The sequence below is a fragment of the Nocardia asiatica NBRC 100129 genome (assembly GCF_000308415.1).
In the GTDB taxonomy this organism is placed as follows: domain Bacteria; phylum Actinomycetota; class Actinomycetes; order Mycobacteriales; family Mycobacteriaceae; genus Nocardia; species Nocardia asiatica.
In genome coordinates this window covers 20,480-43,341 of the sequence record NZ_BAFS01000463.1, presented here as the reverse complement: position 1 = coordinate 43,341, position 22,862 = coordinate 20,480, and the positions used below count along the sequence as shown (strand labels likewise).

Here is a 22,862-nt window from a genome sequence, read left to right as displayed (position 1 = left end):
ACGGCGGCCGTAGGAACGGATCTCGGTACCGTCGACCCGCAGCTGCTCAGCCAGGCGCGCGACCGCGACCGGCGGTGCTGTCACCACGCGATCGGGCACAAACCCCAGCCACGGCAGCGTGCACAACGCGATCGCGATGCCGAGCCGATCGGCCGGACCACGCCCGCGACCGGGATCGACGAACGCCAGATCCGCCGGCGAGAGCGTGAAGAACCGAAACAACTCCTCGCGGCCGATCTCCGGGAACTCCCGCAGACGCGCCAACTCCTCATCCGCGAACACCCGCGTCGCCACGAAACCGACCTCCCACACCAACCAACAGCGTTGGGAGCCAAGCCAACCAGTAGTCCGCCTCCACTGCAGGCCGAACCGGGCCTCACCAGCGATCAGCTACCGCTACGCCATATCCGTTGGCTTTTCGGCGGTTACTACCGGGACCCCAATCCGGGTTTCCCGCCCCGACGATGGCCGTCCGGCCAGGCTCGTTCGACACCATTCGCCTCCTGGCACATCGGGTTAGGCCACGGAACCCTGACCGTGGACGCAGCCCCGCTACCCGCCCGCGTGCTCGCGCTCGGCTTTGGACGTGTGCCGGGTATCGAAGAGTTCGGCGGCAGTCAGTTCGTATGCCGCATGGCGGGGATTGTCGCGCGCCGCGGCGCGGATCGAGTCGTGGTCGAGCCGGTAGGCCGCCGCCACCGCTGGTGCGTCGCGTTGCAGCAGTCGTAAGGCATCACTGATTTCGATGAGCATATCGGTGACGCGCGTTTCGGGGCGTCTACTCACCCGGGAGCGGAATCGCACCTGCGGATAGCGTCGCGTCAGCCAATGGTGCAGGGGTGCGAGCCGTTCGATATAGGAGCGAGCCAGCCGGGTGCTCCGAAGTGTCCCCAGCGCGACCGGACCGGTTGTGCCGACGACCAGCAGAAGGCTCACCACAACTTGCCACGAGCTGGTGAGTCGTTGCGCCCACAACGGCGGCATGGCCGGCCACAGACCGACCACCACCAGCACCCAGGCCTCGTACCCGACGAGCAGGACGGACGCGCACGTCAGGACAGTCAAAAGCATTCGGCGCCACCGTCGCTCGTGCGCACGGGCGCGGGCGGCCACGCCGGCCAAGGTGGACATCGCGTGCATCGCCACGATCGCCTGGATGGCCCAGTACAGCTGCATTCGCGGATTCCCAGCGAATTCCCGCCCGAAACCAATTCCGTGTGGCTGCTGTGGTGACGTCATGAACAGGAATACCAGAGCTATGCCGACCGACCCGTATACCGCGCGCGCCGCGAGTACGCGTTGCCGAGTCGGTGGATCGGCCGACAGATAGTTTCGCCAGTACAGGGTGGTCAGCACGATCGCGGTAACAGCGCACAGATTGCTCAGAAGGTATGCGGTATTGACTCGGATCGGCGCGAGCGCGGCTTCGAACGCCGGGGTCAGCAAAAGGTAGCTGAGCGAGATCAATCCGAGGATGACGATGGGCTTCCACTGTCCCCGGGCCCCTTGTGGCGTGAGCTGCCATCCCAACGCGCATACGCCGAGAAGGATGAGCACCGAGACCACGCCGGTGAAGTGCGTCATGCGCCTACTCGATCCGAGTGCGTGGGAAACCGAGCGCTGTACGCAGTTCGGCCGACTCACCCGTGCCGATATCACTCCACAAGATCGTGCGCAGGGTTTGCCTGGCGAAGTCCTCGGCTTCGCGTTCGCTGCCGGTGTCGTATGCCGATCGATATCGGACGTGCGCGAAGTGCGCGACGGCCGCGGGGCCGAGCACGGAGCACAGCGCCTGGCCTGCGTCGACGCGGTGCTCGACCGAGGCGTGGCCGTAGAGGATGTGACCTGCTTCGTGCAGCACGGTGTTGATGCGGGCGATGTCCGGCAGTTCGGCGTCGAATTCGATTCGATCTCCCGCGGCGGTGCGCAGCCATCTGCCCGCTACCGACGGCGGCAGAGTGCCGCTGGCGGTGATGTGGACCGGGATTCCGCTGGCCGAGGACAGTATCCGGCCGAAAGCGGTCAGTGTGAAGGGTTGCAACTGGGCGGTGCGCCGTTGCACTTCCGCCCGGGTTCGACGCTGCGCGTGACGGGTCGAGTCCGGTTTCCAAATAGGGATTGCCGCCACCACCCATCTTGCCGCGCACACTCGATGCGCATGATTCTGCCGCAGCACCCGGTCCGAGCGTGAGCCTCCCGCGCCCCGATTTTCCCGGGCATACCGCCGGGCGCGGCCAGACTCACGTCCTCGGGCCGACCGCGGAGTACCTGCCCCTGCTCGCCGCGCCTGACCGCGGCCCTGAGCGGCGGCGGCCGCCGCGGCCGAGCCGGTGCGCGTCGACCCCTGCCGTGTGTGGGTGGGCTGGACTATGAAGGCCGCGGACATGCCCGCCCGGTCGCGACCGACCGCGTACACCGCTTCCATCGGGCAATTCACTCGACCACGCCCCGCGCTGAAAACAGTCGCTTGTCCAGTTGCGCGAAAACATGTACCTCGTTGTGCCCCAATGTGTCACGCTGCCGACATGGCTTTCTCGCGGGCAGGTCGCATGCGTGTGCTGGTGACCGTCAACCAGTTCGAATCCCACTTCCGCGGACTGGTCACCCTGGCCGACGCGCTGAGCGGGGACGGCCACGACGTCCGCGTCGCGGCACCCGAGAAGTGGGGCGCGTGGCTGCGCGGCAACTACGGTGTCGAGACCGTCGACGCGGGCGTGCGGTGGGCCGACCGCGCATTCGACGCAGCGATTTTCGGACGTCTGCTCGATCGCGACGTAGACGCGTTCGACCGGATGTACATGAGGGAGTTTCTCGGTGACCGGATCGCTCTGCGCGTCGCGGAAGACGTACTGAACCTGTCCGAGCGGTGGCGGCCCGACGTCGTCGTGCACGAGTGCTCGGAATTCGGCGGCTACCTGGCCGCGGAGGTGCTCGGCATACCTCATGTCACGGTGGATATCGGCCCACTGCGGCTGGTGCGAGACCTCCACGAAGACCTGATCCGGCCCGCTCTGACGGCTCAGCGGGCCAAACTCGGCCTGCCGGAGGAACCGCCGACACCGGGAATCCTGCGGCACCTCACGGTCTCCCTGACGCCGAGGGAATTCAATAACGCCGATCTCGACACCCCGTTGGTCCGTTACCGGCACGAACCCCCGGTACGTCGCAATGATCAACTGCTTCCGGACGTGTTCACGTCGATGCCTGGCGATAGACCGATCGTCTATCTCTCACTGGGCTCCATCGGCCCCTTCTCGCCGCGGTTCAGGGACCGAATGGCCGAAATCTACGGCGAGGTCTTCGCGGCTCTGGCCGAGCTCCGGTGTACCGCGGTCGTGTCGCTGCCGTCGCTGTACCAGGATATGTTCCGGTCGCTCCCGGCCCACATTCACATTCTGCCGTACGTCCCCCAGTCGCTGGTATTGGCGAACGTGGACCTGTTCATCACGCACGGCGGGTTGAATTCGATGCGCGACACGATAACTTACGGAGTTCCGCACCTGGTACTTCCCTTCTTCGCGGATCATCCCGGAAACGCACGACGCTGCGAAACCCTCGGCACCGGCATTCACCTCGACCCCATGACCGTCACCGCATCGGATGTGCTCGCCGCGTGCCGGCGAATCCTCGACGACCCGGCCTACCGGCAGGCCGCGCGAGCGCTCAAGCGGCATATGTGGGCACTGCCGCCGCAATCCGCATTCACCGACGACCTCAGAGATCTCGTTCCAGGCTCGCACCGGGAGGAATAGAGTGAACGACAGAGACGATCTGCTCACGAGAATCCGACGGTTTCACAGTGCGCAACCCGAGCGCCACTTCGTCGCGGGCGTCACCGAGATCCAGTCATCCGGCGCCTGCCTCGACGACGGTGACCGGGCCGCCGTCGCCGAGGCAGCGCTGGATATGCGTATCGCGGCGGGAATCCTGGCGCACCGATTCGAAAAAGAGTTCGCCAGGAAAATGGGGCACCGGAAGGCTCGACTCACCAACTCCGGATCCTCGGCGAACCTGCTCGCGGTCACCACGTTGACCGCCCCGGAGCTGGGCGACAGCCGGCTGCGCCCCGGAGACGAGGTGATCACCGCTGCCGCCGGTTTCCCGACGACAGTGAACCCGATACTGCAGAACGGGTTGAAACCGGTGTTCGTAGACATCGACTCCGCCACGTACAACACGACACCGGAAGCCGTGGCGGCGGCGATCGGCCCGAGAACACGTGCCGTCGTACTGGCACACACGCTCGGTAACCCGTTTCCGGTGGCAGAGATCTCCGCGTTGTGCGCGGAGCGCGGGATGTTCCTGATCGAAGACAATTGCGATGCGGTCGGATCGACATACCACTCGCGCCTGACCGGCACCTTCGGCGATCTGGCCACCATCAGCTTCTATCCGGCGCACCATTTGACCACGGGTGAGGGCGGATGTGTACTGACCAACGACCTGACCACGGCTCGCGTCGTGAAGTCGCTGCGCGATTGGGGACGCGACTGCTGGTGCGAGCCGGGCGAGAGCAACCGGTGCGGGAAGAGGTTCACCCAACAGTTGGGCGGCCTTCCCTACGGATACGACCACAAGTACATCTATTCGCATATCGGCTACAACCTGAAGACCACAGATATCCAGGCTGCGCTCGGACTCTCCCAGCTGGCCCGACTGGACGACTTCTGCGCGCGCCGGCGTCACAACTGGCGTCGACTGCGCGAAGGTCTGGACGGGATCGACCATCTTCGCCTGCCGGAACCGACCCCTGGCAGCGATCCCAGCTGGTTCGGATTCGCCCTCACGGTGCTGCCGGACGCGCCCTTCGGTCGCATCGACATCGTCAACTTCCTCGAAGGCCGCAGAATAGCGACCCGTGGCCTCTTCGCCGGAAATCTCCTCCGTCATCCGGCGTACTCGAATATCGACTGCCGTATCTCCGGAGACTTGGCGGCCAGCGACTACGTCGCCGACAACACCTTTTGGGTCGGCGTATACCCGGGCATAACCGACGAGATGACCGACTACATGATCGCCTCGATCCGAGAATATGTTTCCGGCTTCCGGCGCTCCCCGGTCCGGCTCGTGCGGCACTCCGTCGAGGACGAGCGGTGAGCAGGCTGGTGGTGACCGGCGCCGACGGACTGCTGGGCAGCGGAATAACGAAGGCTACGAGTCCCTTTCGCCGCGCTGATCGACATGTACTCGGGTTCGGATCGAAAGAACTCGACATCACCGATGCGACGGCGGTGAACGACACCATCGGCCCCGGCGACGTGGTCGTCAACTGCGCGGCCTACACCGGCGTAGACGCCGCCGAGACCGAAGTCGATAAGGCGTTCGCCGTCAACGCGGTCGGCCCGGGCCTGCTGGCCCGAGCCTGCGCGGACAAGGGAGCCCGACTGGTGCACATCTCGACCGCGTACGTCTTCGACGGGGCGGCGTCGAGTCCGTGGGAAACCTCGTCGCCCACTGCCCCTTCGAGCGTGTACGGAAAATCGAAGCTGGCAGGTGAGAAGGCGGTCCGTGCGGCGTTGCCCGATGCGCGGATCGTCCGCACCATGTGGCTGTACTCGGGGATAGATCAGGATTTCCCGGCTGCACTCGTCCGACGGTGCTCCCGGGGCGAGCACGTCGCGGTCGTTACCGACCAGATCGCATCCCCCACCTATGTCGATGATCTCGTATCCGCACTGTTCGACCTCGTCGCGCACCCGAATCCATCGCGCCTGCTCCACGCGACAGGAGGTGGTGGCGCATCCAAATACCAGTTCGCTCGAGCAATCCTGGAAGCGGCGGGCCTGGATGTGGACCTGTTGCGGCCCTGCGTCACAGCGGATTTCCGAGATGCCGCAACCCGTCCCCGGAATGCTGTTCTGTCGAATTCATCGTGGATCGACTGCGGCCTCGAGCCACTCCCTCACTGGCGTGACGGACTGCGTCGCGCGATCGGAGCCGCCGTTCGGAACATCCGGTCGTGAATGGCGCGAACTGGTGACCACCGGGGAGGTGACTGAATGCCGAGTGTGCCGTGTCCGACGATCACTGGACACAGCGCCCGCGCTCAGCTCAGTGTGAACGTCGCCGTACCCGAGATCTGCTCCATTTCCCTATCGTTCGCATCCAGCGCGACGATCCGGGCCTCCACCCTGCCGGCGCCCGGCGCCGTGCCGAAACCGACGATCACGCCGTCCACCGTGTGCTGGACCACACCGTTCACGACACGGTGCTGCTGGCCGTCCGCGTACCCGGTATCCAGGTTCTTGAAGCGAACGGCGACCTTCCAGTCCGCGCAGCCTTCCCCGGTTTGGGTGACCTTCACCCGCACGCCGAACGTGCCAGGCTGCTCCTGCCGCACGGTGACCGCGTCGATGATCGCGGAACAACTGGTCGGCACCAGACGCGTCAGGGTCGGCGAGAACGGAAAGCCCGGGTCGTGCGGAATGGCGGTGGACGGCGGTGGCGGCTGCCCCGATTCACTCGAAAGAGGTGAATCGGCAGCGCTCGGATGTTCCTACTGTCGACGGTGCGGCTCTTGGCTGCCGGCCGGGAGCGGCATCGATGAACCGGGGCTTCGCTGGATCTGCGGCGGAGTCGATCTGTGTGGCGTAATCGCTCATCTCATGGCATATGCGGCAGCGAGGAGGATTCGATATGACGACGTATGCACCGGTCACCATCCAGCAGGCGCAGTTCCCGATCGTTGAATCGTTCACCCAGGAGGCGCCGACCAACCCACACTGGCAGCTGCTGGGCAGCGCGCGGCTGCACGACGGCAGTCTGGAGCTGACTCCCAACGCCAATTCCAAGGCCGGGACGGCGTTCCTCGACCAGGCGTTCTCCTCCACGCTGGGGGTCACCATCGACTTCGACTACTCCTGCGAGGGAGCGGCCATGCTCGGTGACGGCTTCAGCGTGTACGTGATCGACGGCGCGCAGACGACGCAGCCGGGCGGCATCGGCGCCGCACTCGGTTATTCGGTCACGAAGTCCTCGCCCGGGCAGATCGTCGCGCCGGGAGTCACCGCCGGGTTCGTCGGCGTCGGCTTCGACAACTACGGGAACTACGCCACACCGCTGGCCGGTACCGGAGGCGGCGCGCAACGGCCCAACACGGTCGGGGTGCGCGGAGCGGGCAATCTCCGAGAAGGGTTCGCATGGCTCACCGGCGTGCAGGTGCCGGGCGGATTCCGCGCGGCGTGGGAGCGCGGCGCCCACATCCAGGTCTCCATCATCGGGGGACGGCTCACCGTGCGCCACGCCGACAAAACCAATCCCAACGGCACCCTGCTGATCGACAACTTCGATCTCGCCGGCGCCAGCGGTCAGCCAGCCATGCCCGAAACCCTCAAATTGGGCTTCGCAGCCGGAACCGGCGCCGCGACCGCCTACCACCGCATCAGGAACCTCAAGGTGACCTTGCCCGCGGAAATGCCGCTCGAGATCAGCGGCCCGCAGACAGCGCAGTCGGGGCATCGGATCACCTACACCATCGGCGTGCAGAATCTCGGCCCCAACGACGCCCCTGACGCCGTGCTGGACGCCGCCATCCCGACAGAGCTGACCGATCTGGAGGTGACCTGCCAGCCCGAGAACGGGGCCGTCTGCGGCACCGGTTCGGTCAGCGACGGCTTACACATGCCGATCGACCTGCCCAAGGGCAGCAAAGCGGTCATCAAGCTGACCGGCACCATCGACCCGCAATTCGAGGGCCGGCTCACCTGCACCAGCCTCATCACCTCTCCCTCACGCGCCAACACCGCCGAACGGCACTACGGCTCGGTCACCACCGAGGTCGACAGGCCCCCCGTCACCGTCTCCCCCGTGATCGTCGGGCAGTGGCCCCAGACCTGGCCCGAGGACGCGAAGGGCTGGGTCATCAGCTATGACCTCACCTTGGCCGCCCACGAGCAGCGGGTGGTGTGGTGGGAGATCCGCTTCGACGTCCCGCCACGAACTCGCATCAATCCCCAGCAGACGCAGTGGTACAAGGTGCTCGAGGACGGCACCGGCGGATCGGTCGTCATCGCCACACCGGATGACACCCACACCATCGAGCCCGGCACACCCCTGACCGTGGCCGTGCAACTGCTCTACCCGTCTCAGCACGAGGCCGGTGACGGCATCCTGCGCAACCTCCAAGCCACCGAGGTGACCCGCCCATAGCCCGATCACCAATGCGTTCGTGCGGGTCGGCGTTCACCGGCCCGGGTTATGCTCGCTCTCTCGAGGCCGAGGCGGACCGGGGACGCCGTCACCCCGCCTCGGCCTCTCACCCCGGCAGCGCAAGCGCTCATCGGATGTCCGACATCGCAGACTGGGTCCTCGCGGGATGCGGTATCGCCCTTGGCCGGGCATGAATCGACTCGTGCGTATCAGATGGGACGGAATCCCGCGCCAATGTCGTTGCGGGCGTCGATATCGGCGAGTATCGCGTTGATGTCGGTTCCTACCTCGGGCCCCAAACACCCGATTCCCAGATAGGCGTTGACCATCCCGACCAGGGTGGAACCGATCACCACCGGCGCGCCGGAATCGCCTTTGAGCACACACATCTGGGTCCAGGTGTCCCTGCTGTCGCCCATCATGTCGCCCCAGGCGACGCCACAGGTCTGACCGGTGGTCCGGCCCTTCTTGCAGACGACGTCGGGAAACTGCGCGGGAGCGCCGAGCCCGTCGATGCGGAATCCACCGATGTCCCGGGCGGGATCCACCCGTGCGGCATCGAATTCGATGATCGCGTAGTCCAGTTCGTGATCGGCGTGGACGAAGCGCCCCAGCACCCCGTAGCTGGGATAGGTCAGGGACGTGACGCGCGCGCCGGGGTCGCCGCAATGGCCCGCCGTCAGACCTATCAACCGGCCCTCTGCGTCGTGGCCGATAGTGGTCAGCGTGCACTCGGCCTCGTCGTCGATCACGATTCCCGATCCACCGCCGATCGGCGGTGGCGGTAGCTGCGGAACAGCGACCGCCGTTCCTGTGCCGACCGAGACCGGGCCGCACGCCAGAGCCGCCGTGGCGACCACCTTCATCAGCGAATGAGTCATTGTTCCTCCCACCGGACCGTGCAGAGCACCCGCGACCGGGCCCGAGCCGTGCCCTGAACTGCCGTCGACAAACTCGACATCCGCATCGTCTCCCACGGCCGAAGTCTCGATCCAGCACGAACTTTCCTGCGTGCCAGCGGAACTACCCACACCGGCGATGCGGAAACCGGACCTCGGATCTCATCTGACACTGCAACGGCACCTCGGTGGTCAGTCGAGCGGGTGGCCTCGTCGCGTCAACCGCGCGACGAATCCGAGGAAAGGGCTCTGGCCGCGGCAGCATTCGCCTGTCAAACCCGATCGGTTCGGCGTGGGAACGTGCCGCTCGACACGGCGTTCGACCCTTTCCCGATGCGCCTGGACGAGGGTGTTCACCTGTGTGGCCACAATTCGTCGCACACTGCGGGAGCCAACTCCTATCTGCTGCGACGCCGCGGCGGCAACCTCATGGTCGATACGCCACGCTGGAGCGAGTCGCTGGCAGCGCGATACGAGACGCTCGGCGTGGTGACGGACGTTCTGCTGACCCACCGTGATCACGCCGCGCACGGCCGACGCTACGCGGACCGGTTCCGGGCACGACTGTGGATTCACGAGGGTGATCTCGATTCGGCCCCGGATGCCGATCAGATAATACGGGGAACCGATCCCGTGGAGATCGTCGACGGTGTAATGGCGCATCCGTTTCCGGGCCGCACCGAGGGAAGCGTGCTTTATATGGTCGACGACCGATACTGTTTCAGCGGGGACAGCCTGTATTGGTCCCGCACCACCGAAGACATCGAAATCGCCGAGACCGTCACCTGGTATTCGGTCGAAGTACTGGCCGAGTCGCTGGCGCGATCGGCTGATCGGCTTCGTTTCGAATGGCTGCTGCCCGGTCATGGGGATCGCCGACAGCTTCCGGCGGACGAGATGGCGCTCCGGATGCGGGGCCTGGCGGAACGTGTCAAAGCCCTTCGCCCTCAACCGATAGATTTCAGCGCCATACGGTGGTGATCACGACAACACCAAGCCCGCCTATCCCACTACCGGCGACGATGACACCCACTCACCTGAGCGCCGTTGCAGTACCGAGACGCCGGTCGACGCCATAGACCTGTGCCAGGAACTCGTCTGCCAGCGGGACGACTTCGGCCAGATGTGTTTCCAGCAGCCAATGCCCACCGCCGAACAGATGCAGCGGAACATCCGGGAGATCACGCGTGTAGGCGCGGGCCGACTGCTCGGGCATGTATCCGTCATGGACACCCCACACGATGAGAGTGGGTGGGGCCTGCTCGCGCAAGTACTGCTGTTCCTTCGGGAACCAGCCCAAAGTGGAAGGCTGATCTTCCAGCAGTCGGATCAGATTGGCCGTGCGTTGCGGTGTGCACATCAGTGTCCAGTGCAAAGTCCAGAGGTCGGGGCTGATCCGTGCCGCCATCGCGTCGGGCAATTCGCCCAAGTACTCGCTGCGAAATCCTTCCAGGCTCACGTGCTGAGCCATGCGGTGGCGCGATTCGGGGCCAGGATCATTCCACAGCTTGGTCAGGAAGTCATATTTGGGACCGAAGGCGTCCGCGTATATGTCACCGTTCTGGATGATCAGTCCCCGCGCTCGATCAGGCGCGGCCAAAGCGAGCCGGAAACCGAACTGAGAGCCGTAATCATGCAGGTAGAGAACATATTCCGAGAGCGCCAACTCGTCCACGAACGCTTGCAGGAACCCGGCGTACCCATCGAAGGTGTAGGCGAACTCTTCCGGAGACGGGGTGGCGCTGTAGCCGAAACCGGGCAGATCCGGAGCTATCAGTCGCCACCGAACACCCAATGCCGCCAGGAGCCCACGGTACACATAGGACGACCCGGGATAGCCATGCGGTAACAGCAGGACAGGGGCATCGGCAGGGCCCGCTTCCCGGTAGAAGGTGTCGATTCCGCGAATGTCCGCTCGCCGATGATGAACTGCTGTGAGACCGTTCGACATACTCTGCGGTTTGACAGGTTCTCGCCTCGCAAACACCACCGCCATCCCGTCGGTGGCGCAACGTAGTGGTAAGTCGAACGGCATCTCACGCTTGCACCGGTGGCGCTCCGGGAGGTTGAGCCCGCCGGTCAGCGCCCCTTTTGCACGGACAGCTGCGGCAATCTGCCGCCATCTGCTCGCAGGTTGTGCTTGTCCAGCCAGGAGGTGAGGGCGGTGGCAATCGCTTCGGGTCGGTCTTCCGGGGTGTGGTGACCGGCGATGAGGTCATGTTCGGCGATTTCCAGACCGGCGATGTTGGCGGCACACCATGCGTTGAGTTCTGGTCCCATCATCGACCCGGGGCCGGGCTGGAAACTGAGCAGCAGCTTGGGGATCTCGGCACTGGTCGCCAGCCAGTCGTCGTACCGTTCGATTCTGGCCACGACGTCGGCTGGTTCCCCGCCCAGCGGCATCGAACGCGCCCATTGCAGCAGCGGTGTGCGACTCTCGCGCGTCGGGTACGGCTTGCGGTAGATGTCGAGATCTTCCACGGCGAGGGGAACAGCGACGGTGCCGGGTAGCATCTCGATGAACATGTTCTGGTCGAGCATCATCGCCTCGCCGGTTCCCGGGGTCTTGATGGATTCGAACAGTTCCCGCCCGGCCTCGGGGAATTCCTGCCAAGCCATCGGCTTCACGATCGTCTCGGTGAACGCTGTGCCGCGCACCCGGCCGGGATGGCGGGCTGCCCAGTCGAAGCCGAGCGCCCCGCCCCAGTCGTGCCCGATCAGGATGACGTCGTCCAGGCCGAGGGCGTCGAACCACGCGTCGAGGTATCGAGAGTGATCATCGAAGGTGTAGGCGATGTCCGGCTTGCCCGAGTTCCCCATCCCGATCAGGTCGGGCGCCAGCCTGCGGCCGGAGCCGCCGACGGCCGGAAGGATGTGCCGCCACATGTGCGAGGAGGTGGGGTTGCCGTGCAGGAAGATCAGCGGCACCCCGGTGCCCATCTCCTGGTAGTAGATCGTCGAGTCGAGGACGTGTGCGACAGGCATGTGCTTACTCCGTGTTGGAATTCGGTTCGACCATCGAGGTCAGGTGTTGAGGGTCATGACGTTGTCCACCGCGATCATGAGGACGACCCGCCCTGGCGGGTTCGGCGGCGGCGACTGATAACGCCTGAGGTACCGGGACGCGCCGTCGGCCACCGCGCGTGAATCGTCCGACATGGTCGCCGTGCCCTCGAGCGTGATCCAGCGGAAACCGTCCACCTGGCACAGGGCGACGCGGCTGCCCGGATTCGCCGCCAGGTTGCGGGCCTTGCGCGAGGAGCCGACCGTCATGACCCTCGCCAGCCGCAGGTCACTCTCCCAGGTGAAGCGGACCGGCGTTGCGTGCGGTGAACCGTCCGGCCGAATGGTCGTCAGTGTGGCGGACAGCGGTTCGGCCAAGAACGCCTCGGCCGAGGCCGACAGCGGCTTGTGGCGGGTCACTTGAACGCCGTGATGGTGCGTGCCATCCATTCGGAGAAGGTGCGGGGCGGGCGTCCCAGGAGTCGTTCGATATCGGGGCTCACGGCTCGCTCGGCGGCGGACGGTGTGCCGAGCACGCCGAGTGTGGCCTCCACGACCGGCTCGGGCATGTATGTCAGCATCTGGGCCCGCGCTTCCGCTCGGCTCTGCTCGACGAACCGCACCGACTCACCCAATGCGGCGCCGATCGCCGCGGCCTGCTGCCGGGGTGAGATCGGTTCCGGCCCGGTCAGCGTATAGATGCTGCCCTGGTGTCCTGGCTCACGCAGCGCGACGGCGGCTACCTCGGCGATGTCGGCCGGATCGACGGCCGGGATCGCGACATCGCCGAACGGCGCCGCGACCACCCGCTGTGTACGGACCATATCGGCCCATTGAAGCGAGTTGGAGTCGAAGTTACCCGGCCGCAACATCGTCCATTCCAGACCCGACTGCACGACAGCGTCTTCCAGCGCCGAAGGGTGTCGTCCCGTGCCGACGCCAAGGGACGACAACATAACCACGCGCGGCACATCGGCCGCACGCACGACGTCGAGCACGGCTTCGAGATCGCCGTTGGCTGCCAAGAAGTCCGGGGAGGTCAGCAGAAATATCGCCGCAGCTCCCCGCAGGGCCGGCTCGAGGCTCTGCGGCTCGGTCAAGTCGGCCTGGTGATGCCGGACGCCCGCAGGAACCCCGACCGCACTCCGGGACACTGCGATCACCGGCTCACCAGCCCGGACGAGTGCCTGCACGAGCGGCTGCCCCACATTTCCGGTCGCTCCCGTCACCACGATCATCTGTGTCTCCTGTTCCTCGATTGTTCGATGCACTCGGTGACGGTACTGTCCAAGAGCTAGTAGGTACCTAGGGGAAAGTGGGTTGCAGGTGACCGAGACCACATCGCAGGTCCCTCCGGAACTGGCGTGCCCGATCGCTCCGGTGGTCGATCTCGTCTTCAGCCGCTGGACCACGCCGATCCTGTGGACGCTCAACGAATTCGGGCGGCAACGGTTCAGCGAGCTGGAACGCCGCATCACAACGGTCACGCCCAAGGTGCTGACGCAGCGGCTCCGGCAACTGGAACGCGACGGGCTCGTCGTGCGCACCTATCACCCCGAGGTCCCACCCCGGGTGGAGTACGAGATCAGCGAACTGGGGCGCAGTCTGGCGCCACTGTTCGCCACACTCGCCGAATGGTCGGTGAACCTGGACAAGGTCGAACAGGCCCGACAGGATTACGACGCCCGAGACCGGGCACATCACCGGCGAACCTGATCCGAAGTAGCGGTGACCTGGTGTCGGCGCGGATGAATGTGCGTGAGTAGCGCTCCACCCCACGTACTCTGGCGCGCTCGAGCACGGTGCTCACCGGCTTGGCGCGGCACCTGTGGTGCCGCGCCTGCGCGACGAAGCGCTTACTGTTTGCGTACAACCAATTCCAGCGCGATATTGTCCGGATCGCGGAATTCCAGAATGTACATGGGACCGAGATCCTTCACCCCCGCGTGCGCGATGCCGAGTTCATCGAGCAAGGCAGCCGCCGAATCGAGATCCGCCCGAGTGGCGAGGGCGAAGGCGAGGTGGTCGAGTCCTACTCGATCCTCGTCGAACTCGTCGCTGGCGACAGGACGAAGTCCGAGCAGCGCATCACCCATTTGGTAGATCACACCACCGAAGAGGAAACCGAATCGCGCACGAGTGGTTTCGTCCGCGTCGGCGGGACACTCCCAAGCGATCGGCCATCCGAACACGGCGTCATAGAAGGCCCGGGATCGGTCGATGTCGGTCACCGTCAAGCGGACATGGTCGAACGAACTGGTGGAGATCGGCATAACCGAGATCCTGTCATGGCCACTGCGCTCCATCGGAGATCCATCGGCCGCCCCGCGATCAACCCGGCACCCGGGTTCACGCGTTCTGCACGGGCCGGAGCCGGACTTGGAGGTTCGCGCGTTTGGGCAGCGAGTACCGACTGATGCGGATGGTCGCGTTCAGGGTGTTGGCGGGAGCGTGGGCACGATCTCGGCCGCACCGATGAATTCTGTGTGGATCGGGCGTCGATATCGCTGGATACACCGACAGCGGTGGGTCTGTGCTGGGACCGTTCCAGCGCGGGAGGAAACACATGGAGGCAGTGGTGAGTGGTATCAGGGTGTTGGTGGCCGGGGCGAGCATCGCGGGGCCCGCGCTGGCCTACTGGCTGCGCCGGCGGGGGGCCGAGGTGACCGTGGTGGAGCGGGCACCCGCGTTGCGTCCGGGCGGGCAGGCGGTCGACGCGCGCGGGGTGGCCAAGGAGGTCATCCGGCGCATGGGGCTGGACGCGGCGGTGCGCGCGGCCTGCACCGAGACCGCCGGCGCGTACACAGTGGATGTGGACGGGAACGTGCTGGAGACCTACCGTGCCGACGACGACGGCGGCGACGGGTACATCTCGGAGATCGAGATCCTGCGCGGGGACCTGTCCCGGGTGCTCTACGACGCCACCCGCGACGATGTCGAGTACATCTTCGGCGACCGGATCGCCGAGTTCGCCCAGGACGCGGACGGCGTCGAGGTGGCATTCGCGGGCGGCGACCGGCGGCGCTTCGACCTGGTGGTCGGGGCGGACGGGCTGCACTCGGCACTACGGGCGATGGTCTTCGGACCGCACGAGCGTTTCGTCCGCCACCTCGGGCACGTGCTGGCCTTCTACAGCGTGCCCAACGAGTTCGGGCTGGACCGCTGGCTGATCGACTACCAGGAGTCCGGGCGCTCCGCCGGCCTGCGGCCCATCCAGGACGCCACCCGGGCGATGGCCATGTTCTCCTTTCCCGCGGCCGACCTCGACGTCGACTACCGTGACGTCGAGGCTCAGAAGCGCCTGCTGCGCGAGCGGATGGCCGGCCTGGGCTGGTTGGCCCCGCGCATTCTCGCGCACCTGGACGACACCCCGGACTTCTACCTCGACCAGGTCGCCCAAGTCGTGATGGACCGCTGGTCGAGCGGACGGGTGGGGCTGCTCGGGGACGCGGCATTCAGCTCGTCGCCGATGTCCGGCCAGGGCACCGGGCTGGCCCTGGTCGGCGCCTACCTACTGGCCGGAGAACTAGCCGCCGCGGAGTGGGACCCGGAAGCCGGGTTCGCCGGCTACGAAAGGCGGATGCGCTCGTTCGTCGAAGCCAACCAGGAGATCGGCCGGTTGCACGCGCGCAGCCGCGACGTCTCCGGGCCGGGCGCCGAGCCCAGCCCCGATTTCACCGAAGAATGGTTCACCGATCTGATCGAGCGCGCGATCAACGGCGTCGAACTGCCCGACTACGCCGGAGTGCCGGACTCCGCAGCCCCAACCGGACAGCCGATCACCTCGTCGGCCAAGCCGTAGGAAGAGGTCGGTGATCCCACGCGGGAATGCGCTTGCGCTGGCCGAGAGCGCCTGGCGAGACTCTTTCCCATGCCAGCGAGTGAAGGGCCTGTGGGGGAATACCGGCTGAAGCGTCACGGCGGTGGGCGGGGTGCTTTCGCACATGTCCGGGTGGTTCTCGCTCGCGCCGATCCAGGTCGCGGGGGCGCCGTCGTTTGGGCGGTCGATCCGGCCGACACTACGTCCGCGCAGCCGAAGTTGGACGAGGAGGAAGTTGCCGCGGCGCTCGCGGGAGCAGCTGATGCTGTGGACGCACTCGGCCAGTTCGGTATCGACGCATCCGCTTGGACGGTGCGACTGGTGTGGGCAGGCATGAGCTTGGTCGATACTGTGCCGACGGCTATGCGAGCGGCGGCCTGCGCTGCGACCGCAGCCGCCTTCGGCGCGGCTGACCGGTTCCAGGTGACATATGACAACGGTTGGCGGTGCCACCCCACGAGCGGATGCTGACGCGCGGTTGTTGTCATCGAGGGCGGTTCGCCGCGCCGCGGCAACCACGTGACAGCTGCCCGTGAAAGGGATCGCCGCTTGATCCAACTTCCGCGCGATCTGGTCGGAGAAGTGCCTGGCGTGGGCCGGCGCTCTCCCCTGTTTGCGGGCATGCGACCTGCACAGCCGACTACGTATGGGCGGTCTCTCAGCGCTCCGGTCCGCGAGGCGCGCGGATCGCCGCACAGCACATGCGAGCGAGATTCACCCTGCTCAGCGGCTGAAAACAGGCGCTGCCCGCGTCGCCGACCACGCCGCGCCTTCCGAAAAAATAGGTATGCCGTAGGTAATTCGACCGTCGCCGCATTGCGCCGACCGGACCACTCTGGAGAGAACCCACCGGCACCATTCTGCGGAGGCTCACAATGCACGCACACGATACGAACGACGCTGCGACTGTCGTCGGCGACGGCATCGCCGAGCGCGCGGACGACATGTTGATGATTCGCCGTTGCGCGATATGCGACAAGCTGTTCGCGCCGCTGACTGCCGGGTGCTCGTCCTGCGGATCGCAGGATCTGGTGCGTGTGCCGTCGTCCGGCGCCGGTTCGATCGTGTCGTGGCGGGTAGTGGATCGGGCCCCGTCCGACCGGCGCGGCGATCTGGTGCCGTTGACCATCGCCATTGTCGAGCTGGATGACGGCCCGTGGGTGTACACCTCCATCGAAGGGGACATCCCTCCGCTCCGGGGAGAAGCGGTGCGCGTCCACTTCCAGCCACATCCCGAGGAAGACAGGTTCCCGGTGTTCACCGTCTGCGCCGATCCGCGCGATGCCGAGCATCGGTGCTTGCCTTCCCGGTGATGGAAGCACGCCCGTCCCGAACGCTGGTCGATGCGTCACCAGACCCTGTGACTTGCGGTTTCGCAGAAGACCGATGACCGTTTCGCGAGGCTCCGGACCGATCGAGGAACGGTCTCGGTTGTGCGGCGGATCGGTGGAGATGCAGGTCGTCGGTGTCACGAGCGGCGCGTGGCTGCCGCATGCTGACGGGCGGAGGTCGGCCCAGCACCCCGGAGAAGGGAGAGACGGTGGAATTGGGACGTCGTCGGCTGTTGATCGGCTTCGCCGGTGCGGGTGGCCTCGCCCTGGCCGGATGCGGGTGGGCGCGCGAACTCACGCCGCCACCCGAACCCGCCACCATCCGGTTCGATCCTCCGCCCGGCACCCCCGATGTCGATGCGCGCAGCCACGGCACGATCACCGTCACCGCCGGGACGCTGCGGTCGGTCGAATGGATCGATGAGACGGGCCGATCGCTGCCGGGCACGTCGGCACCCGATCAACGAACCTGGACCAGCGCCGAACCACTCGGCTACGGACACACCTACACAGCGAGAGCCGTGGCTCACGGCGAAACCGGCGACGTCATCGCGACGGCAACCTGCACGACGGTAGCGCCGCAACAGCTCATCGACGTCTCCTTACGCTCGGCCAATCTCGTCGAGTTGGCCGAGAACGACACCTACGGAGTAGGTTTCGTTCTCGTCGCCCATTTCGGCGAACCCGTCGATCGGGCAGCCGCGGAACGCCACCTGAAGGTCACCGCTCAGCCTGCTGTCAACGGTGCCTGGTACTGGCTCGACGATCAGAACGCACACTGGCGGCCGGAGCACTATCACGCACCGGGCACCCAGATCGCGATTTCGGCCGAACTCTTCGGCCGCCCGCTCGGGGACGGCCGCTACGGAATGCGTGACCAACAGGTCTCGGTGATCATCGGGCCCGCGCACGTCGCGGTCGCGGACGACGACACCAAACAGATCGAGGTCTTCGAAAACGGCAACTTGGTACGAACCATGCCGACGTCGATGGGCATGGGCGGCACCGCGGTCGTCGGCGGCAGAGCCTTGTCGTTCTGGACTCCCCCGGGCATCTACACCGTGCTGGACCGAAAAGACCCGGTGATCATGGACTCCGCCACCTACGGCCTGCCCACCAGCTCCGCGCTCGGCTACCGCACGAGCATCAACCATGCGGTCCGCATCAGCCACGACGGCATCTTCGTGCACGCATTGGCCGCGAGCATGTGGGCCCAAGGCAACACCAACGTCTCACACGGCTGCCTGAACCTCTCCCCTGCCGACGCCGCATGGTTCTACGACTTCGTCATCCCCGGCGACGTCGTCGAGGTCCGCGACACCGGCGGCGACCCACTCGATATCTGGCAGAACGGCGATTGGAGCATTCCGTGGACCGACTGGCTTCGCGGTGGCGCCCACCCGTGACGCTGTCCGCCGGCGAGATGCGCGCCTCGTCGTAGACGCGGCGACCGGACCGGCGATCCCGTTCTGTCACGGCGCGGGCATCTCGGCGCCGGTTGCGCAGCCGAACGGTCCGAGTTCGACCGCTATGTTGCGGTGGTCCCATCGGTCTGGTCCGCTGACCGAATGGACTTCGCGCAGCCATCGGCGACCGAACGGTTCATCCGATTCCAGTCATCGGCCCCGAATCGTCGTGGTCGCTTTCCGGGAGTGTTCGCTCTCGTCAACGGATTGTCTCGGGACGGCTGTCTGACACCCGCGCAGGAAGAGTACCGCCGCTGTATGAACGCCTGGTACAACGCAAATCTCGCCGACCCGGGCCGCGTAGACCCTTCCGTATACGATCGAACACGCCACCCCGGCGCCACCGCCTGGTTCAAATCCTCTGCGACCGATCTGATCGCACCGGTTGCCGACTATCTGTCCATTCTCGATGCGCACCACGTCGGTTGGATACGCCTGGAGACAGATGCCCCAGGCGACATCATCTACGACGATCCGCATCAGATCGTCGCCATGCCGTTCGGTTCTCAATAGGCCGTATGTACTCGCCGACCACATCGGCGCAGGCGCTCCGGTGGTGCGTGTCCGCCACCACCGCGCTGCTTCTGCTCGGCGTACGCCGCCTCTACCGACAGACTTGCACCACGGCGCGGACTTCGTGCTCGCACCGATCATGCGCCACCGCCGAACTACTCGCCCGCGGGCAGTTGCACCGGCGAGAACGAAGTCGCGCAAATCGGCGCTGTGCGGTGTAATCCAAGCCCGCGTTTCGGGCAGTGGATAGGCGGCGGATACAGTCCAGATCGTTAGGGATCGCAGGAGGGTATCGCTGATGTCCGTGAACATTCACCTCTCGCTGTACGTCGAAAAGCTCTCCTCGCCAGCGGAAGCCGACGCCATCGAGGTGGCGGTGGAGCAGGTGTCGAAGGAGCACGGGATCGACTCGTGGGTGCAGGTGAGCGTCTTCCACAACCCGCCCTGGGTGAAGGCTTCCAGCGAGAACGGCCCGATCATCGTCCGCGGGTTCGGCGAGTGGAGCAAGATCTTCGAACGCGACGTCACGGATGCCATTCGCGGGATTGCGCCGGAGGCGGACATCGATCTGGAATGGGGATATCCGGACGAGGACTGAACTGCCCCGGACCCTACTTGGCGTCCCCGTAGCATTCCACCACCGCCGTGGTGAACGGAAACCGCACCGGTGTCGGCCCGAAGGCCAGTCGACCTGCGGTATCGGCCGCGGCGGTGATCATTTCGGCGACCGTCGCCGCCTCCTCCGACGGACAGTGCACCATTACCTCGTCATGCTGGAAGAAGACCAGCTCGGCGCGGAGCCCCGCCCGGGTTAGCGCCTGACGCAGGCCCGCCAGGACCAGCAGGGCCCAGTCGGCGGCGCTGCCCTGCACCACGAAGTTGCGAGTGAAGCGGCCACGGGCACGCGCCGCCGAGGTGCTGCCGTACTCGCCGATCACCTCCCGGGACAGGTCCTGCTGGTCGGGCGACGCGGCCGAAACCGGCGGGCACGTCCGCCCCAGCCACGTACGCACGAGACGGCCCTCCTCACCGGCGCGCGCCGCGTCGTCGACGTAGGCCACCGCAGCCGGATATCGTCGTCGCAGACCGGCCAAGTGGGTCAGGGCATCGCCGGAGGTCTGGCCATAAATCGCGCCCAGTAGTGCGAGTTTCGCTTGCGCGCGGTCGCCGCCGAAGCCACGGGCCGCCAGATCCGCGTACAGATCCGCACCTCGACCGGCCACCTCCATCAACCCTGGATCGCGCGAGACGGCGGCGAGTATCCGTGGCTCCATCTGGTCGGCGTCAGCGACCACCAGGGACCAGCCCGGATCGGCGCGTATCGCCCGGCGGATCACTTTCGGGATCTGCAAGGCGCCACCGCCGTTGGTGGTCCAGCGGCCCGAGACCGTGCCGCCGGGTAGATATTCGGGACGAAAGCGGCCGCCGTGTACCCACTGTTCGAGCCAGGACCAGCCGTGGGCGGTATACAGCCGATACAGAGACTTGTAGGCCAGCAGTGGCGCTACCGCGGGGTGATCGATTCGTTGGAGTTCCCACTTCCGCGTGGAAGACAACTCGATTCCGGCTTGGGCGAAGGCCTTGATGATGTCGTTGGGCAAGTCCGGACGGACCCGCACCCCGTCCCCGAATGCCCGCGATACTTCTTCGGCCAACTCCGCCATCCGGCGCGGTTGCGACCCTCCCGGATACCGCTCGCCCAGCAGTGTGTCCAGTAAGTCGCGGTGAATGTCCGCGCGCCACGGGATCCCTGACCGCGACATCTCCGCAGCGACCAGCATGCCCGCCGATTCCGCGGCGATCAGCAGCCGCATCCGCCCCGGATGCTCGGTGGCCGCCGTACGGGCGATCTGACCCGCGTAGACCTCCAACAGGGCGGTGAACTCATTCGTCCCGGCAGGCAGGGGCACCGGAGCCGACTCGAACAACGACGGCTCGGTCTCGGCGGCCCGAGTGGGGGCATCCGGCGGAACAGGAAGATCGTGCAGGCGAGCCCAAGCGGCCGCCAGCGAACGGGGCTGACCCGACTGCCCCTCATACCCGATCAGCAAAGCCTCCGCGGCCTCCACGTCGTAGCATCGCTCGACCCGCACGCCCGCCGCCAGCAGGGGGCGGTAGATCTCCGCGGTGGAGCGCCACACCCACCGCTCGACATCGGGGCGGGAGCGCACTGCCTCGGTGATCGAGGGCTCGTGGACCACCGATCCAGCAGGGCGGCCATCCACATCGAGTGGACACAGACACGCTCCCCCATCGCCCGATTCCGCCACCGCCCACCGCACGTCCCCGAGTCTGGCACCAGTGTCCGACACCATCGACAGCGGTTCGTCGCTGTCGGGATCGCTCCGTGCGCCCGGCGGTGCTACCCGCATCTGCCGAGGTCGGCATACTCCGGCAACCGGCGATTTCACCACGACGAGCTGGTCGTCGATCCGGAAACGGGGCATGCCTGTTGCCGGGCATGTCCCGTCTGCATTCCGCGCCCAGCGACGTTTCGCTCCGGCGCGAGGTCGGCTCGGCCCGATCGTGCGCCGGTCAGCCGAGTTTGCGGATGAGGAAGTCGCGGATCAGTGCGGCGATCTCGGTGCCGTGTGTTTCCAGGGCGAAGTGGCCGGTATCCAGCAGGTGCAGTTCGGCCTCCGGCAGATCGCGCAGGTAGGCGCGGGCGCCGTCGGCGCTGAAAATCTCGTCGTGCTCACCCCAGGTGATCAGGACCGGGGGCCGGTGCTCGGCGAAGTACTTCTGGAATTCCGGGTAGCGGTCGAGGTTCAGCTTGTAGTCGGCGAAGAGTTGAAGCTGGATCTCCTTGTTGCCCGCACGGTCCAGATAGTGCTGGTCCAAGGTCCACGTGTCCGGACTCACCAGCGCCAGGCGGTCGGCGGGGACACCGTGCGTGTACTGCCATTTCGTGGCGTCGAGCTCGAGCAGCTTACGGACCTCCGGCTCGTGTGCCGCGCGGTCGTTGGCATGTGCGAACAAGACCTCCCAGAACGGGGTGAAGCCCTCCAGGTAGGCGTTGCCGCTCTGGGTGATGATCGCGGTGACACGGTCCGGATCACGGGAGGCGATACGCAACCCGATCGGTGCGCCGTAATCCTGAATGTAGAGTGCGAACCGCTGAATGCCCAAGGTGTTCAGCAGCTCCAGGGTCACCTCGGTGAGCTTCTCGAAGCTGTAGTCGAAGGCGAGCACGGACGGCATGGCCGACTGCCCGAACCCGATATGATCCGGTGCGATCAGATGATAATCCGAGGCCAGTTCCGGCAGCAGATTGCGGAACATCGCCGAACTGGTCGGAAAGCCGTGCAGCAGGACCAGTGTCGGCTTGTCCGGATCTCCCGCCTCGCGATAGAAGACCGGCAGTCCCTGAATCTCGACGGTGTGGTGACGCACTGTTGTCATGCTGATTCTCCTAGTTGCGCGGACGACTGGACACTTCGATTCGGGCTCGTGCCCCGTTCCCGCTACTTCTAACCGTTCAAATAGTGTTGACCGGTTAAGAGTGCGCCGACCGGAACTAACCTGTCAATGTGACATAGATGGTTATCGACCGGGGAATACGCTCTGCGCCGCAGAGCAACAGCCGCGGAGCGATGTGCGGCTACACCGAGCGGAAATCCTCCGCCATGTCGTCAGTTCTGGCAGCCCCTCGCACCGCTGGAGGCTCTGGTGCATATGGCCC

Annotated in this window: 23 protein-coding genes; 11 read left to right on the top strand and 12 right to left on the bottom strand. The window is 65.9% G+C overall.

Annotated elements, in window-relative coordinates; all coding sequences use genetic code 11:
• The 3 genes from ON27_RS36150 to ON27_RS36140 all read right to left on the bottom strand — a co-directional run.
• Positions 1 to 294: DUF4158 domain-containing protein (locus ON27_RS36150; RefSeq protein ID WP_043738026.1), on the bottom strand; the 294-nt coding region annotated here is incomplete at its 3' end.
• A gap of 258 nt (positions 295 to 552) precedes the next feature.
• Positions 553 to 1,584 (bottom strand): hypothetical protein, encoded by a 1,032-nt coding sequence (locus ON27_RS36145; protein WP_043737999.1) that lies wholly within the window; start codon positions 1,582 to 1,584, stop codon positions 553 to 555.
• A gap of 4 nt (positions 1,585 to 1,588) precedes the next feature.
• Entirely contained in the window at positions 1,589 to 2,062 is a 474-nt protein-coding gene (locus ON27_RS36140) for a hypothetical protein (protein ID WP_043737997.1), read from the bottom strand.
• A gap of 463 nt (positions 2,063 to 2,525) precedes the next feature.
• On the opposite strand from ON27_RS36140, the gene ON27_RS36135 reads away from it, so the two are divergent.
• From ON27_RS36135 to rfbD, 3 genes are read left to right on the top strand one after another with little or no spacing between them, the layout of a single operon-like run.
• Entirely contained in the window at positions 2,526 to 3,752 is a 1,227-nt protein-coding gene (locus tag ON27_RS36135) for a glycosyltransferase (RefSeq protein WP_157227762.1), read from the top strand.
• A 1-nt stretch (position 3,753) separates the two neighbouring features.
• Positions 3,754 to 5,097, top strand: a complete 1,344-nt coding sequence (gene rfbH, locus ON27_RS36130) for a lipopolysaccharide biosynthesis protein RfbH (RefSeq protein WP_051047401.1) — start codon at positions 3,754 to 3,756, stop codon at positions 5,095 to 5,097.
• Positions 5,094 to 5,963 (top strand): dTDP-4-dehydrorhamnose reductase, encoded by an 870-nt coding sequence (rfbD, locus tag ON27_RS36125; protein WP_043737993.1) that lies wholly within the window; start codon positions 5,094 to 5,096, stop codon positions 5,961 to 5,963. Before rfbH ends, rfbD begins: the two co-directional genes overlap by 4 nt.
• Positions 5,964 to 6,046: 83 nt before the next feature.
• Here the strand turns inward: rfbD and ON27_RS36120 are convergent, their stop codons facing one another.
• On the bottom strand, positions 6,047 to 6,340 hold the full coding sequence (locus ON27_RS36120) for a hypothetical protein (RefSeq protein ID WP_245560527.1): 294 nt from the start codon (positions 6,338 to 6,340) through the stop codon (positions 6,047 to 6,049).
• A gap of 296 nt (positions 6,341 to 6,636) precedes the next feature.
• On the opposite strand from ON27_RS36120, the gene ON27_RS36115 reads away from it, so the two are divergent.
• Positions 6,637 to 8,148, top strand: a complete 1,512-nt coding sequence (locus ON27_RS36115) for a DUF11 domain-containing protein (RefSeq protein WP_043737991.1) — start codon at positions 6,637 to 6,639, stop codon at positions 8,146 to 8,148.
• 209 nt (positions 8,149 to 8,357) lie between these two features.
• Here the strand turns inward: ON27_RS36115 and ON27_RS36110 are convergent, their stop codons facing one another.
• A complete protein-coding gene (locus tag ON27_RS36110; protein ID WP_043737989.1) occupies positions 8,358 to 9,029 on the bottom strand; it encodes a chymotrypsin family serine protease in 672 nt (223 codons plus the stop codon).
• 351 nt (positions 9,030 to 9,380) lie between these two features.
• On the opposite strand from ON27_RS36110, the gene ON27_RS36105 reads away from it, so the two are divergent.
• The gene (locus tag ON27_RS36105) at positions 9,381 to 10,028 is read left to right on the top strand and encodes an MBL fold metallo-hydrolase (protein WP_218003099.1); all 648 of its coding nucleotides are present in this window, start codon (positions 9,381 to 9,383) and stop codon (positions 10,026 to 10,028) included.
• A gap of 52 nt (positions 10,029 to 10,080) precedes the next feature.
• Here the strand turns inward: ON27_RS36105 and ON27_RS36100 are convergent, their stop codons facing one another.
• Genes ON27_RS36100 through ON27_RS36085 form a run of 4 tightly spaced genes read right to left on the bottom strand, consistent with a single transcriptional unit; the run spans position 10,081 to position 13,321 of the window.
• Positions 10,081 to 11,082 carry an alpha/beta fold hydrolase gene (locus ON27_RS36100; RefSeq protein WP_245560526.1) on the bottom strand — a complete coding sequence of 334 codons (1,002 nt, stop codon included), beginning with the start codon at positions 11,080 to 11,082 and terminating at the stop codon, positions 10,081 to 10,083.
• 44 nt (positions 11,083 to 11,126) lie between these two features.
• On the bottom strand, positions 11,127 to 12,032 hold the full coding sequence (locus ON27_RS36095; protein WP_051047399.1) for a haloalkane dehalogenase: 906 nt from the start codon (positions 12,030 to 12,032) through the stop codon (positions 11,127 to 11,129).
• 39 nt (positions 12,033 to 12,071) lie between these two features.
• Positions 12,072 to 12,470 carry a PPOX class F420-dependent oxidoreductase gene (locus ON27_RS36090; protein WP_043737987.1) on the bottom strand — a complete coding sequence of 133 codons (399 nt, stop codon included), beginning with the start codon at positions 12,468 to 12,470 and terminating at the stop codon, positions 12,072 to 12,074.
• Positions 12,467 to 13,321, bottom strand: a complete 855-nt coding sequence (locus tag ON27_RS36085) for an NAD(P)H-binding protein (protein ID WP_245560525.1) — start codon at positions 13,319 to 13,321, stop codon at positions 12,467 to 12,469. The genes ON27_RS36090 and ON27_RS36085 overlap by 4 nt, the downstream gene beginning before the upstream one ends.
• A gap of 55 nt (positions 13,322 to 13,376) precedes the next feature.
• Here ON27_RS36085 and ON27_RS36080 point away from each other — a divergent pair, with 55 nt between their 5' ends.
• Entirely contained in the window at positions 13,377 to 13,766 is a 390-nt protein-coding gene (locus ON27_RS36080; protein WP_043737983.1) for a winged helix-turn-helix transcriptional regulator, read from the top strand.
• A gap of 140 nt (positions 13,767 to 13,906) precedes the next feature.
• Here the strand turns inward: ON27_RS36080 and ON27_RS36075 are convergent, their stop codons facing one another.
• Complete coding sequence (locus tag ON27_RS36075) at positions 13,907 to 14,323, bottom strand: VOC family protein (RefSeq protein WP_043737981.1); 417 nt, start codon at positions 14,321 to 14,323, stop codon at positions 13,907 to 13,909.
• A 305-nt stretch (positions 14,324 to 14,628) separates the two neighbouring features.
• On the opposite strand from ON27_RS36075, the gene ON27_RS36070 reads away from it, so the two are divergent.
• The 5 genes from ON27_RS36070 to ON27_RS36045 all read left to right on the top strand — a co-directional run bounded on the left by ON27_RS36070 (position 14,629) and on the right by ON27_RS36045 (position 19,778).
• Positions 14,629 to 15,852 carry an FAD-dependent monooxygenase gene (locus ON27_RS36070; RefSeq protein WP_043738014.1) on the top strand — a complete coding sequence of 408 codons (1,224 nt, stop codon included), beginning with the start codon at positions 14,629 to 14,631 and terminating at the stop codon, positions 15,850 to 15,852.
• Between the two features lie 893 nt (positions 15,853 to 16,745).
• Positions 16,746 to 17,183 carry a Zn-ribbon domain-containing OB-fold protein gene (locus ON27_RS36060; RefSeq protein WP_051047397.1) on the top strand — a complete coding sequence of 146 codons (438 nt, stop codon included), beginning with the start codon at positions 16,746 to 16,748 and terminating at the stop codon, positions 17,181 to 17,183.
• A gap of 227 nt (positions 17,184 to 17,410) precedes the next feature.
• Positions 17,411 to 18,607, top strand: coding sequence for a L,D-transpeptidase (locus ON27_RS36055; RefSeq protein WP_245560524.1), 1,197 nt, complete (start codon positions 17,411 to 17,413; stop codon positions 18,605 to 18,607).
• Between the two features lie 162 nt (positions 18,608 to 18,769).
• Positions 18,770 to 19,180: a hypothetical protein gene (locus tag ON27_RS36050; protein WP_043737977.1), complete on the top strand. Its 411-nt coding sequence runs from the start codon at positions 18,770 to 18,772 to the stop codon at positions 19,178 to 19,180.
• A 298-nt stretch (positions 19,181 to 19,478) separates the two neighbouring features.
• Positions 19,479 to 19,778, top strand: coding sequence for a hypothetical protein (locus tag ON27_RS36045; protein WP_043737975.1), 300 nt, complete (start codon positions 19,479 to 19,481; stop codon positions 19,776 to 19,778).
• A 13-nt stretch (positions 19,779 to 19,791) separates the two neighbouring features.
• Here the strand turns inward: ON27_RS36045 and ON27_RS36040 are convergent, their stop codons facing one another.
• Both ON27_RS36040 and ON27_RS36035 read right to left on the bottom strand, forming a co-directional pair.
• Positions 19,792 to 21,462 (bottom strand): bifunctional 3'-5' exonuclease/DNA polymerase, encoded by a 1,671-nt coding sequence (locus ON27_RS36040; RefSeq protein WP_043738007.1) that lies wholly within the window; start codon positions 21,460 to 21,462, stop codon positions 19,792 to 19,794.
• Between the two features lie 253 nt (positions 21,463 to 21,715).
• A complete protein-coding gene (locus tag ON27_RS36035; RefSeq protein ID WP_043737973.1) occupies positions 21,716 to 22,582 on the bottom strand; it encodes an alpha/beta fold hydrolase in 867 nt (288 codons plus the stop codon).
• Positions 22,583 to 22,862: the final 280 nt, after the last annotated feature.